Origin of the sequence: Pseudomonas flavocrustae, assembly GCF_029872515.1 — a bacterium.
Taxonomy (GTDB): domain Bacteria; phylum Pseudomonadota; class Gammaproteobacteria; order Pseudomonadales; family Pseudomonadaceae; genus Chryseomonas; species Chryseomonas aestiva.
Genome location: NZ_JAPDIQ010000016.1, coordinates 1 through 12,462, shown reverse-complemented (window position 1 = coordinate 12,462; position 12,462 = coordinate 1). Strand labels below are relative to the sequence as shown.

General features: G+C 66.3%; 11 protein-coding genes. 9 read left to right on the top strand and 2 right to left on the bottom strand.

Annotation, left to right across the window (positions count from 1 at the left end; translation table 11 throughout):
- The first annotated feature begins 31 nt into the window (after nucleotides 1-31).
- From OMP44_RS23570 to fdxA, 9 genes are all read left to right on the top strand, one after another.
- On the top strand, nucleotides 32-1,069 hold the full coding sequence (locus OMP44_RS23570) for a substrate-binding domain-containing protein (protein WP_187978717.1): 1,038 nt from the start codon (nucleotides 32-34) through the stop codon (nucleotides 1,067-1,069).
- Nucleotides 1,070-1,126: 57 nt separating this feature from the next.
- Nucleotides 1,127-1,909, top strand: a complete 783-nt coding sequence (locus OMP44_RS23565; protein WP_280311465.1) for a sugar phosphate isomerase/epimerase family protein — start codon at nucleotides 1,127-1,129, stop codon at nucleotides 1,907-1,909.
- Nucleotides 1,902-2,831: a sugar kinase gene (locus OMP44_RS23560; RefSeq protein WP_280311464.1), complete on the top strand. Its 930-nt coding sequence runs from the start codon at nucleotides 1,902-1,904 to the stop codon at nucleotides 2,829-2,831. Before OMP44_RS23565 ends, OMP44_RS23560 begins: the two co-directional genes overlap by 8 nt.
- Before the next feature lie 43 nt (nucleotides 2,832-2,874).
- A complete protein-coding gene (locus OMP44_RS23555) occupies nucleotides 2,875-4,158 on the top strand; it encodes an MFS transporter (RefSeq protein ID WP_187978714.1) in 1,284 nt (427 codons plus the stop codon).
- A 14-nt stretch (nucleotides 4,159-4,172) separates the two neighbouring features.
- Nucleotides 4,173-5,156 carry an NAD(P)-dependent oxidoreductase gene (locus tag OMP44_RS23550; RefSeq protein WP_280311463.1) on the top strand — a complete coding sequence of 328 codons (984 nt, stop codon included), beginning with the start codon at nucleotides 4,173-4,175 and terminating at the stop codon, nucleotides 5,154-5,156.
- A gap of 53 nt (nucleotides 5,157-5,209) precedes the next feature.
- Nucleotides 5,210-5,416, top strand: a complete 207-nt coding sequence (locus tag OMP44_RS23545; RefSeq protein ID WP_158895980.1) for a hypothetical protein — start codon at nucleotides 5,210-5,212, stop codon at nucleotides 5,414-5,416.
- A 64-nt stretch (nucleotides 5,417-5,480) separates the two neighbouring features.
- A complete protein-coding gene (locus OMP44_RS23540; protein ID WP_280311462.1) occupies nucleotides 5,481-7,430 on the top strand; it encodes an ATP-binding protein in 1,950 nt (649 codons plus the stop codon).
- Nucleotides 7,431-7,522: 92 nt separating this feature from the next.
- Nucleotides 7,523-10,099 carry a DNA mismatch repair protein MutS gene (gene mutS / locus OMP44_RS23535; RefSeq protein ID WP_280311461.1) on the top strand — a complete coding sequence of 859 codons (2,577 nt, stop codon included), beginning with the start codon at nucleotides 7,523-7,525 and terminating at the stop codon, nucleotides 10,097-10,099.
- A 68-nt stretch (nucleotides 10,100-10,167) separates the two neighbouring features.
- Nucleotides 10,168-10,491, top strand: coding sequence for a ferredoxin FdxA (fdxA, locus tag OMP44_RS23530; RefSeq protein ID WP_059314069.1), 324 nt, complete (start codon nucleotides 10,168-10,170; stop codon nucleotides 10,489-10,491).
- A gap of 406 nt (nucleotides 10,492-10,897) precedes the next feature.
- Here fdxA and rpoS read toward each other — a convergent pair whose 3' ends face one another.
- Nucleotides 10,898-11,890 carry an RNA polymerase sigma factor RpoS gene (rpoS, locus tag OMP44_RS23525; protein WP_133859798.1) on the bottom strand — a complete coding sequence of 331 codons (993 nt, stop codon included), beginning with the start codon at nucleotides 11,888-11,890 and terminating at the stop codon, nucleotides 10,898-10,900.
- A gap of 111 nt (nucleotides 11,891-12,001) precedes the next feature.
- On the bottom strand, nucleotides 12,002-12,462 hold a 461-nt coding region (locus tag OMP44_RS23520; protein ID WP_280311460.1), incomplete at its 5' end, for a peptidoglycan DD-metalloendopeptidase family protein.

Here is a 12,462-nt window from a genome sequence, read left to right as displayed (position 1 = left end):
GGCACCTACAAAATCCTAACAGCGGTACGCCATGAACGATGTCTTTCTCCCCGGTCCGCGCGCCACCCGTGCGACCATCGCCGAAGTGGCCGCCGCCGCCGGCGTGTCCAAGGCCAGCGTGTCTCGCTACATCAGCGACGATCGCCGCCTGCTGTCCGATTCCCTCGCCGCGCGTATCGAGCAGGCCGTGGTCGCCCTCGATTTCCAGCCCAACCAGATGGCCCGTGGCCTCAAGCGCGGTCGCAGCCGCCTGATCGGGATGCTGGTGGCCGATCTGCTCAATCCCTACTCCACCGCGGTGATGCATGGCGTGGAAACCGCCTGCCGCCAGCAGGGCTATTCGCTGCTGATCTGCAACACCGACCAGGACGCCCGCCAGGAGCGCCAGCAACTGGCCGCGCTGCAGTCCTACAGCATCGAAGGCCTGATCGTGAACACCTTTGGCCAGCACGCCGCCGACCTGCGCCACCTGGGCAGCCGCCTGCCGCTGGTGCTGCTGGATCGCGAACTGCCGGGCGTCGAGGCCGATCTGGTCGGCCTCGACAACCACCAGGCCATCGCCGAAGGCGTGGCCCACCTGCAGTGTCAGGGGTATCGCGACCTGTTGCTGGTCAGCGAACCTCTGGACGGCACCAGCTCCCGCCGCCAGCGGCTGACGGCCTTCGACGCAGCCCTGGCCGACCATCCTGGCTGTCGTGGCGGGCATTGCGCCCAGGCCGACGATGCCCTGGCCTTGCAGACGGCACTGGCCGCCTTTCTCGCCAGCCCCGGACCCGGCCCCAAGGCGCTGCTCACCGCCAATGGCGTGGCGACCCTGGCGACGACCCTGGCGCTGCAGGCCCTGGGCGAACCCCTGTTCGAACGCCTCGGCCTGCTCGCTCTCGACGACCTCGACTGGTTTCCCCTGGTGGGTGGCGGCATCAGCGCCCTTGCCCAGCCGACCCATGCCCTGGGCATAGCCGCCTTCGAGCGGTTGCAGCGGCGGATCGACGGGGATCGCAGCGCCCCGGTGCAGCAGACCTTCGGCGCGGAATTGCGCATCCGTCAGTCGACTCGCGCCCGAACCTAGAGGCACCTTTCGCCCTTTTGCTCGTCTTTTGTTGAAACCGGTTTCAGGAGAACAACAATGCCACCGGAGATCGCCATCACCACCTCGGCCTTTGGTGCCGACGGGGTCCGTACCCAGGGTCAGGCCGCCTGGCTCGACCTGATCGCCGCCGCGGGCGCCACCCATGTGGAAATCCGCGCCGAACTCTTTACCGAGGCGCCCGATTTCGCCGCCCTGGGCGCCGCCATCCAGGCAGCTGGTCTGGGCTGTGTCTATTCGGTCCCCCTCGAACTCTGGCCCGACGCCGGCGCGGCCCTCTCGCCACGTCTGCCCTCGGCCCTCGCGGAAGCCCGCCTGCTGGGCGCCGATACACTCAAGGTGTCCCTCGGGCACTACCGCGCGGCGGCCGATCTGGCGCCGCTCGCCAGCCTGCTGACAGGCGACGGCCCACAGCTGCTGGTGGAAAACGACCAGACCGCCCAGGGCGGCCGGGTCGAGCCACTGCGCGCCTTCATCCAGGCGGCCCGGGCAATCCAGTTGCCGGTGGCGCTGACCTTCGACGTCGGCAACTGGCGCTGGCAGGACGAAGACCCTTTGCAGGCTGCTCGCCTGCTCGGCCCCGACGTCCGTTACCTGCATTGCAAGGCGGTGCGCCGGCGGGCCGGTGGCCTGCACGCCGTACCGCCGGAAGCCGCCGACCTGCTGGCCTGGCAGGGCCTGATGGCGCACTTCCCCAGCCGCCTGCGCCGCGCCATCGAATTTCCGCTGATGGGGGCGGATCTGCTGGCCGAGACCCGCCGCCAGGTAGCGGCGCTACGCACCCTGGATGGGCAGGCCCGGGAGGAGCGCCGGCATGGCTGACATCGACATCCTCGCCTTTGGCGAAACCATGACCATGTTCGTCGCCGAGACGCCTGGTGAGCTGGCCACGGTCGACCAGTTCGGCAAGCGCATCGCCGGCGCCGATAACAACGTGGCCATCGGCCTGAGTCGCCTGGGCTTCAAGGTCGCCTGGCTGTCGCGGGTGGGCGATGACTCCTTTGGCCGCTTCGTGCGCGCCAGTCTCGAGGCCGAGGGCCTGGACTGCCGCCGCCTCACCGTCGATCCCCGGCACCCCACCGGCTTCCAGCTCAAGTCCCGCGCCACCGATGGCAGCGATCCGGTGGTGGAGTACTTCCGCCGCGGCTCGGCGGCCAGCCACCTCAACATCGAAGAAGACTTCGACCCCAGCCTGCTGCAGGCGCGTCACCTGCATGCCACCGGTATTCCGCCAGCGCTGTCGGACAGCGCTCGCGCCTTCAGCCGTCATCTGCTGCAGGCCATGCGCGACGCCGGTCGCAGCATCTCCTTCGATCCCAATCTGCGGCCGTCGCTGTGGGACAGCGAAGACCAGATGCGCCGTGAACTCAACGACCTCGCCGCCCTGGCCGACTGGGTGCTGCCCGGCCTGGCCGAGGGCCGGCTGCTGACCGGCTACGACACCCCGGCGGACATCGCCGCCTTCTACCTGGATCGCGGCGCCAAGGCCGTGGCCATCAAGCTCGGCCCCGAGGGCGGCTACTGGCGCACGCCCGACGCCGAGGGCGAGGTCCCCGGCGTAGCGGTGGCCGAGGTGGTCGACACCGTTGGCGCCGGCGATGGCTTCGCCACCGGCTTCGTCAGCGCCCTGCTCGACGGTCTCGACGTCGCCGCCGCCGTCGCCCGCGGCAACTGGATCGGCGCCCGCGCCGTGCAGGTGGTCGGTGACATGGAAGGATTGCCCTACCGCCACGAACTCCCCTGATCGACGCCAACCCCCTGACAAGAACAATCAAGCAGGTGACCCCATGAACGCTTCCCCTCTCGCTCCACGCCGCTGGTGGTATCTGATGCCGGTGGTCTTCATCACCTACAGCCTGGCCTATCTCGATCGGGCCAACTACGGCTTCGCCGCGGCCTCGGGCATGGCCGACGACCTGGGCATCACCCCGGCAATGTCCTCGCTGCTCGGCGCGCTGTTCTTTCTCGGCTACTTCTTCTTCCAGGTGCCCGGCGCCATCTATGCCGAGAAGCGCAGCGTCAAGCGACTGATCTTCTGGAGCCTGATCGCCTGGGGCGGTCTGGCGACCCTGACCGGCTTGGTACCCAACGTCACCCTGCTGATCGCCATCCGCTTCCTGCTCGGCGTCGTCGAGGCGGCGGTGATGCCGGCGATGCTGGTCTATCTCTGCCACTGGTTCACCAAGCGTGAGCGTTCCCGGGCCAATACCTTTCTGATCCTCGGCAATCCGGTGACCATCCTCTGGATGTCGGTGGTCTCGGGTTATCTGATCCATGCCCTGGACTGGCGCTGGATGTTCATCATCGAAGGCCTGCCGGCGGTGATCTGGGCCTTCATCTGGTGGCGCCTGGCCGCCGAGCGGCCCAAGGATGCCAAGTGGCTCGCCGCTGACGAAAAGGCCCGCCTGGAAGAGGCGCTGAAGGCCGAGCAGCAGGGCATGAAGCCGGTCAAGAACTACGCCGAAGCCTTCCGTTCGCCCAAGGTCATCCTCCTGTCGCTGCAGTATTTCTGCTGGAGCATCGGCGTCTATGGCTTCGTCATCTGGTTGCCGTCGATCCTGCGCCAGGGCGCCCATCTGGACATCGTTCAGGCCGGCTGGCTGTCTTCGCTGCCCTATCTGGCCGCGGTACTGGCCATGCTCGGGGTGTCCTGGGCCTCGGACCGCATGCAGAATCGCAAGCTGTTCGTCTGGCCGCCGCTGCTGATCGCCGCCCTGGCCTTCCTCGGCTCCTTCGCCCTCGGCACCCAGCACTTCTGGTGGTCCTATGCCCTGCTGGTGGTCGCCGGTGCCTGCATGTACGCCCCCTACGGCCCCTTCTTCGCCATCGTTCCGGAGATCCTGCCTGGCAACGTCGCCGGCGGCGCCATGGCGCTGATCAACAGCATGGGCGCCCTGGGCTCCTTTGCCGGTTCCTACCTGGTGGGCTATCTCAACGGCGTGACCGGTGGTCCCGGCGCGTCCTTCGGCTTCATGGGCGGCGCCCTGCTGGTGGCCGTGGTCCTGACCCTGCTGCTGCGCCAGGAACAGGTCACCCGCGCCGCGGCGCTCAAGCCCGCCACCAGTCACTAGAGGAAGCGCTGTCCATGAAAAAGAAGGTGATCCACTACAAGGCCCTGTCGCCGGCGCTGACCGCGCGACTGGACGAAGCCTTCGATCTGGAATACGTCGACGTCAAGGCGCCGGGCGGGGAGGCCCGCCTGCGCGAACGCCTGCCCGAGGCCCAGGGGCTGCTCGGCTCCAGCTACAAGCTGACGCCCGAACTGCTGGACCTGGCTCCCCGGCTGGAAGCCATCGCCAGCGTCTCGGTCGGCTTCGACAGCTATGACCTGCCCTATCTGGAGCGGCGTGGCATCCTGCTCTGCAACACCCCGGATGTGCTCACCGAAAGCGTCGCCGATGCCGCCTTCGCCCTGTTGCTGGCCACCGCGCGGCGCATTGTCGAACTGGCGGACTGGGTCCGCGCCGGCCAGTGGCAGGCCAGTCTGGGCGAGGCGCATTTCGGTTGCGACGTCCATGGCAAGACCCTGGGCCTGGTGGGCATGGGCCGCATCGGCCAGGCCATCGCCCGCCGCGCCCACCTGGGTTTCGGCATGCAGGTCAACTACACCGCCCACGCCGCCAAGCCCGAGGTGGACGAGCGCTTCGGCGCGCGCTTCCTGCCGCTGCCCGAGTTGCTGGCGAGCTGCGACTTCCTCTGCATCACCGTACCCCTGAGCAACGAGACCCATCACCTGCTGGGCGCCGCCGAACTGGCCCGGTTGCCGGCCCACGCCATCCTGATCAACGTCTCGCGCGGCCCGGTCATTGATGAGGCCGCCCTGATCGCCGCCTTGCAGGAAGGCCGGCTGCGTGGCGCCGGGCTGGACGTCTTCGATCGGGAACCCGTGGCGCCGGACTCGCCCCTGCTGCAGCTGCCCAACGTGGTGCCCACGCCGCACCTGGGCTCGGCGACCCGGGAGACGCGCGAGGCCATGGCCCGTTGCGCGGTGGACAACCTGCTGGCCGCCCTGGGCGGTCAGCGACCGGCAAATCTGGTCAATCCGCAGGCCTGGACGCGGCGCGAGTGAGCCTTGGCCGTCATTTGTGGTCAGACAAGTATCATCACAACGGAGAACGCCCCATGACCGCCTTCGACGATCCCCAAGCCTTCGTCAACCGCGTGCGCGAGCAGGCCGCCGATGCCGAACGCAGCGGCGACATCCCGCGTCTGCTGCAACTGGTCAATGAGCTGGCCACCGCCTTCGAGCGCCAGGCCCGCAGCACGGCGGCGGACAACGCTGGCGTGGTACGCGCAGTCGAGGAATTCGAGCGGCACGAGGGCACCTGAGCCGGCCTGCCGGTCGTGACCCGTTCGATACCGTGAGCGATCAGCGCCCCGAGGTCTAGCGCCAGTGCCCATTGCCACCCATACCCTGCTCGGCCGGCTGCTCAAGCTGGTCCCGCGGGAGACGCCGGCGCCCTTGCGCTTTCTGGGCGCTACCCTGCTGATCGCCATCGCGGCCGGAATCCGCCTGAGCCTGGGCATCGACAGCCTGCCCTATCTGCTGTTCATTCCCTTCATCATGGCCGCGGCCTTCTGGTTCGGCCTGGGTCCCGGCATCTTCGCCACCCTGTTGTCGGTGCTGCTGGCCGAGACCCTCTTCGTCAAGGCACCCGCCTATTTCGCACTGTTCTCGGAACGCTGGGTGTCCCATGCGCTGTTCGTGCTGGTCAACGTCATCATGGCGGTGGTCTGCGCAGCCCAGCGCCGCAGCCTGGAGTCCCTCTATCGCTTCGCCGGCAATCTCGGCGAACAGGTCACCCTGCGCACCCGCCAGCGTGATCTGATCTGGCAGGCCAGCCCCGATCTGCTCTGTACGGCGACCCTGGAGGGCCAGCTGCTGGACCTCAATCCAGCCTGGACCAGCACCCTGGGCTGGAGCGAAGAGCAGTTGCGCCACGAGCCTTTCATGGCCTTCGTGCATGTCGAGGATCGCGCCCGCACCGAGACGGCCCTGGAACGCCTGAAGCACGGCGAACCGGTGTTCGGCTTCGAGAATCGCTATCGGCATCGAGAAGGCGGCTATCGCTGGTTGTCGTGGAATTCGGTGTTGCAGGATGGCCTCATCTATTCTGCGGTGCGCGAAGTCACCGCCATCCGTGAGCAACAGGAAGCCCTGCGCCAGACCGAGGAACAGCTGCGCCAGAGCCAGAAGATGGAAGCCGTGGGCCAACTGACCGGAGGCATCGCTCATGACTTCAACAACCTGCTGACCGGTGTGATCGGCAGTCTGGACATGCTCAGTCTGAGACTCGAACAGGGCCGCTTCACCGATCTCGAGCGCTATGCCAGTGGCGCCAAGGGTGCCGCCGAGCGCGCCGCGGCCCTGACCCACCGCCTGCTCGCCTTTTCCCGTCGCCAGGCGCTGGATCCTTCGGCCACCCAGACCAACGCACTGGTGCTGGGCATGGAGGAACTCATCCGCCGCTCGGTCGGCCCCCAGATCGAGATCCATATCGAACTGGCGGAGGCGTTGAATCTCACCCTGTGCGATCCCCATCAGCTGGAGAACGCCCTGCTCAACCTGTGCATCAACGCCCGGGATGCCATGCCCGAGGGCGGGATGCTGCGCATCGTCACCGCCAATCGCCGACTCAACGACGCCCAGGCCGCCGCGCTGGAATTGCCGGCTGGCGACTATGTGACCCTGGCAGTGCTCGACACCGGTTCCGGGATGCCGCCCGCGGTGCTGGCGCGGGCCTTCGATCCCTTCTTCACCACCAAGCCGGTGGGCATGGGCACCGGGCTTGGCCTGTCGATGATCTATGGCTTCGCCAGGCAATCCGGCGGGGTCGCCCATATCGCCTCGGCACCCGGCCAAGGCACCACCGTGACCCTCTATCTGCCGCGCCTGGTGGAGCCTTCAGCGTCGTCAGTGGAGACGCCGTCGGCTCCAGCGCTGCGCTATCCCGACGGCATGACCGTCCTGGTGGTGGACGACGAACCTCTGGTGCGCATGCTGGTGGACGAAGCCCTGCGCGAACATCGCATCCATACCCTGGAGGCACCCGATGCCGCCGCGGCGCTGCAGGTACTGGAATCGGATATCTCGCTGGACTTGCTGATTACCGATGTCGGCCTGCCGGGCGGGCTGAGTGGCTGCCAGCTCGCCGCCCTGGCCCGGGAACGCCGCCCGGGTCTGATGACCCTGTTGATCACCGGCTATGCCGAGGCAAACCTGCCTGGCGAGGCCTTGCCTGTTCCAGATGTCGAGGTGCTGGCCAAGCCTTTCACCCTGGAACGGCTGATGGCCCGCATCGATCAGCTGCTGGCTGCCCGCGAACAAGGGCCGCAGGCCTGATACCGCTGCACTGAGCCGAGCGGGGCCGACAAACGCCGCCAGTTGGTGGACAATACGCGGCTATCCACAGGCAACCGGATCGAAACACCCGCATGAGCGATCTCTCCGCGCACACGCCCATGATGCAACAGTACCTCAAGATCAAGCATCAGCATCCCGAGCAGCTGCTGTTCTATCGCATGGGCGATTTCTACGAGCTGTTCTATGACGACGCCCGGCGTGCCGCCAAGTTGCTCGACATCACCCTGACCGCCCGCGGCGCCTCGGCCGGCAAGTCCATCCCCATGGCCGGCATCCCCTTCCACTCCGCCGAAGGCTACCTGGCCAAGCTGGTCAAGCTCGGCGAATCCGTGGTGATCTGCGAGCAGATCGGCGACCCCGCCACCAGCAAAGGCCCGGTGGAACGCCAGGTGGTGCGCATCATCACCCCTGGCACCGTCAGTGACGAAGCGCTGCTGGACGAGCGCCGCGACAACCTGCTGACCGCCGTGCTGGGCGACGAGCGCCTGTTCGGCCTGGCCGTGCTGGACATCGCCAGCGGCCGCTTCACCGTGCAGGAACTGGCCGGCTGGGAGACCCTGCTGGCCGAGCTTGATCGTCTCAATCCCGCCGAGCTGCTGATCCCCGACGACTGGCCCGCCGGCCTTCCCGCCGAGAAGCGCCGCGGCGTGCGCCGCCGGGCGCCCTGGGACTTCGACTGCGATTCGGCGCTCAAGAGTCTCTGCCAGCAATTCGGTACCGGCGACCTCAAGGGCTTCGGCTGCGACAAGCTGGGCCTGGCCCTCGGCGCCGCCGGCTGCCTGCTGGCCTATGCCAAGGAAACCCAGCGCACCGCCCTGCCGCACCTGCGCAGCCTCAGGCACGAGCGCCTGGACGACACCGTCATCCTCGACGGCGCCAGCCGCCGCAACCTGGAGCTGGACGTCAACCTGGCCGGTGGCCGCGACAACACCCTGCAGTCGGTGGTGGACCGCTGTCAGACCGCCATGGGCAGTCGTCTGCTGACCCGCTGGCTGAATCGGCCGCTGCGCAATCGCGCGGTGATCGAGGCGCGCCAGGACGCCATCACCTGCCTGCTGGAAGGCTATCGCTTCGAGACGCTGCAGCCGCAACTCAAGGACATCGGCGACCTGGAGCGCATCCTCGCCCGTATCGGCCTGCGCAACGCCCGCCCGCGCGACCTCGCGCGCCTGAGAGACGCCCTGGCCGCGCTGCCGGCGCTGCAGGAGGGGTTGACGCAGATGATCGCCCCGCACCTGCTCGACCTGGCCAAAAGCATCAAGACCTATCCGGAACTGGCTGCGACCCTGGCTCGCGCCATCATCGACAATCCGCCGGCGGTGATCCGCGACGGCGGCGTCATCAAGCGCGGCTACGACAGCGAGCTGGACGAGCTGCAGACCCTGAGCGAAAACGCCGGCCAGTTCCTCATGGACCTGGAGGCCCGGGAAAAGGCCCGCACCGGCCTGCAAGGCCTCAAGGTCGGCTACAACCGCGTCCACGGCTATTTCATCGAGATCCCCAGCCGCCAGGCCGAGTCGGCACCGGCCGACTACATCCGCCGCCAGACCCTCAAGGGCGCCGAGCGCTTCATCACCCCGGAGCTCAAGGCCTTCGAAGACAAGGCGCTGTCGGCCCAGAGTCGCGCCCTGGCGCGGGAAAAGGCCCTCTACGAGGCGCTGCTGGAGGAACTCATCGGTCACCTGGCGCCCTTGCAGGACAGCGCCGCGGCCCTGGCCGAACTGGACGTCCTGGCCAACTTCGCCGAGCGCGCCCTCAACCTGGACCTGAACAAGCCGCGCTTCGTCGCGGAGCCCTGCCTGAAAATCGGCCAGGGACGTCACCCGGTGGTGGAGCAGGTGCTGGAAACGCCCTTCGTCGCCAACGACGTCACCCTCGACAACGACACCCGCATGCTGGTGATCACCGGCCCGAACATGGGCGGCAAGTCCACCTATATGCGCCAGACCGCACTGATCGTGCTGCTGGCCCATGTCGGCAGCTTCGTCCCGGCGGCGAGTTGCGAGCTGTCCCTGGTGGATCGCATCTTCACCCGCATCGGCTCCAGCGACGACCTGGCCGGTGGCCGCTCCACCTTCATGGTGGAGATGAGCGAGACCGCCAACATCCTGCACAACGCCAGCGAACACAGCCTGGTGCTGATGGACGAGGTCGGCCGCGGCACCAGTACCTTCGACGGCCTGTCCCTGGCCTGGGCCGCCGCCGAGCAACTGGCGCGCCTGCGCGCCTGGACGCTGTTCGCCACCCATTACTTCGAGCTGACCGTGCTGCCGGAAGGCCAGCCGAGCGTGGCCAACGTCCACCTCAACGCCACCGAGCACAACGACCGCATCGTCTTCCTGCACCATGTGCTGCCCGGTCCGGCCAGCCAGAGCTATGGCCTGGCCGTGGCCCAACTGGCCGGCGTGCCGGAGGACGTCATCCTGCGCGCGCGGGAGCATCTCGCCCGCCTGGAAGCGGCCAGTTTCAACGGTGAGGTGGGTGCCCCCCTGCCGGTAAGCGCGCCGGCCAAGGGTCGTCCGTTGCAGGCCGATCTGTTCGCCAGCGCCACCCATCCTCTCATCGAGGAACTGGAACGCCTGCAGCCGGACGACATCACACCCAGACGGGCCCTGGAGCTTATCTACGAATGGAAAAAGCGTATCTGAGTTAACGGATACGAGGGTTCCGGCAATGCTGCTAGAATCCGCCGCCTTAGCCTGAGGAGAACGAGCAGATGACCTTCGTCGTCACTGACAACTGCATCAAATGCAAATATACCGACTGCGTGGAAGTCTGCCCGGTGGACTGCTTCTACGAAGGCCCCAACTTCCTGGTAATTCACCCGGACGAGTGCATCGACTGCGCCCTGTGTGAGCCCGAGTGCCCGGCCCAGGCGATCTTCTCGGAAGACGAGGTACCGGCCGGCCAGGAAGCCTTCATCGAACTTAACAGTGAGCTGGCCAACATCTGGCCGAACATCACCGAGAAGAAGGAAGCCCTGCCCGACGCGGCCGAATGGGATGGCAAGACCGGCAAGCTCGCCCAGCTCGAGCGCTAGGCCGCGCCTGGAAATCCAGGCCAAAAAAAAGGGGGCGGATCGCTCCGCCCCCTTCGTCCCTGTCCCTGTAATCCTGTCACCGTCCTGGTGAACCTCGTCCCGAGGTGTTCCCGATCCGCTTCCTGCCGATCCGCGTCGTCCCAGACACAGCGCCGATAGTACGCTTCTGCCGAAGGCTGGCAATCTGCCACAGTCGGTCACGGCGAACTCGCTAAGCACGCCCCTCGAAACAAAAAAACGTTACGCGGCAAGCACTTGGCTATTGGTCGAGCTGCTCAAGCGATACTTTCCGGCAGCCTGAAGCGATGCATGCTTACGCGGACTGTAAGCCTTGGCTTACAACGACACGCAGAAAAAAGCCCGGATAAATCCGGGCTCCGTTTGGCTGACATTCAGCTAGGCATGTTCAGAACAGCGAATCACTGGACAGGCCATTGCGCTCGAAAATCTCGCGCAACCGCTTGAGCGCCTCGACTTGGATCTGCCGGACCCGCTCGCGGGTGAGCCCTATCTCCTGCCCGACCTCTTCCAGGGTGCAGGCTTCATGACCACGCAGGCCGAAGCGACGCACCACCACCTCGCGCTGCTTTTCCGGCAGCTCCAGCAGCCACTGGTCGATGCTCTGGTTGAGATCCGAATCCTGCAGCAATTCGCAGGGATCGGTGGGGCGGTCGTCGGTCAGGGTGTCGAGCAGGGTCTTGTCGGAATCGGGGCCGAGGACCATGTCAACCGAGCTGATCCGCTCGTTCAGGCCCATCACCCGCTTGACGTCCGCTACCGGCTTTTCCAGCAGGGCGGCGATTTCCTCGGGTGAAGGCTCGTGGTCGAGCTTCTGGGTCAGTTCGCGCGCGGCGCGCAGATGCAGGTTGAGTTCCTTGACCACATGGATCGGCAGGCGAATGGTGCGGGTCTGATTCATGATCGCCCGCTCGATGGTCTGCCGGATCCACCAGGTGGCATAGGTGGAGAATCGGAAACCTCGCTCGGGATCGAATTTCTCCACCGCGCGAATCAGGCCGAGATTGCCCTCCTCGATCAAATCGAGCAGCGACAGACCGCGATTGATGTAGCGTCGAGCGATCTTCACCACCAGGCGCAGGTTGCTTTCGATCATGCGCTTGCGACCGGCGGGATCGCCACGCTGGGCAAGACGGGCGAAATGCACTTCCTCCGCTGGTGACAGCAGCGGCGAAAAGCCGATTTCGTTGAGATAGAGCTGGGTAGCGTCGAGCGCTCGGCCGTAGTCGGCCAGTTTCGCCCCCCGCAAGACCTGATTGCCGCGCCCGGAGAGCGCCTTGGTCATGGCTGAATCGGCGGATTCCTCACCGAAGGGATTGGAATCGAGAAGCAGGACATCATCGCCGAGGTCGTACTCGGTTTCTTGTTTGTTCTGGATCATCTTGAGTAACCCTTGCTCGTCTGCGCTTCGAGCCAGGGCGTATCGATACGTTGCCGATGCGCCATGACTCGCCCCCAAAAAAGCTGCGGGATCGAGTCGGCGCCTAGCGAATCAGCGATTGGGCAAAAACTGCAAGGGATCCACCGGCTTGCCCTGACGGCGAATCTCGAAATGGAGCTTGACCCGATCAGTCCCGGTCGAACCCATCTCGGCAATCGTCTGCCCTATCTTGACACGCTCACCTTCCCGAACCAGCAACCTACGATTGTGACCGTAGGCACTAACGTAGGTTTCGCTGTGTTTGACGATAACCAGTTCACCATAACCCCGTAGACCATTTCCCGCATAGACCACGGTACCGTCGGCAGCGGCCATCACGGGCTGACCTTCCTGCCCGGCGATGTCTATTCCCTTGTTTAGGCTGCTGCTGGCCGAGAAGCGGCTGATCAACGTACCTTTCGTCGGCCAGGCCCAACCGGATGCGGATTGGGGGACATCACGGGTCGGCGTCTGAGCGGGCGTTACCGGCGTCGGCGGGGGCGCGGCGGGCAGATTGGGGGTCACCACCGGGG

Bases quoted from the DNA above. Each gene is read 5' to 3' on its own strand.
- OMP44_RS23570 (WP_187978717.1), top strand. From the start codon at position 32: ATGAACGATGTCTTTCTCCCCGGTCCGCGCGCCACCCGTGCGACCATC.
- OMP44_RS23565 (WP_280311465.1), top strand. From the start codon at position 1,127: ATGCCACCGGAGATCGCCATCACCACCTCGGCCTTTGGTGCCGACGGG.
- OMP44_RS23560 (WP_280311464.1), top strand. From the start codon at position 1,902: ATGGCTGACATCGACATCCTCGCCTTTGGCGAAACCATGACCATGTTC.
- OMP44_RS23555 (WP_187978714.1), top strand. From the start codon at position 2,875: ATGAACGCTTCCCCTCTCGCTCCACGCCGCTGGTGGTATCTGATGCCG.
- OMP44_RS23550 (WP_280311463.1), top strand. From the start codon at position 4,173: ATGAAAAAGAAGGTGATCCACTACAAGGCCCTGTCGCCGGCGCTGACC.
- OMP44_RS23545 (WP_158895980.1), top strand. From the start codon at position 5,210: ATGACCGCCTTCGACGATCCCCAAGCCTTCGTCAACCGCGTGCGCGAG.
- mutS (WP_280311461.1), top strand. From the start codon at position 7,523: ATGAGCGATCTCTCCGCGCACACGCCCATGATGCAACAGTACCTCAAG.
- fdxA (WP_059314069.1), top strand. From the start codon at position 10,168: ATGACCTTCGTCGTCACTGACAACTGCATCAAATGCAAATATACCGAC.
- rpoS (WP_133859798.1), bottom strand. From the start codon at position 11,890: ATGATCCAGAACAAACAAGAAACCGAGTACGACCTCGGCGATGATGTC.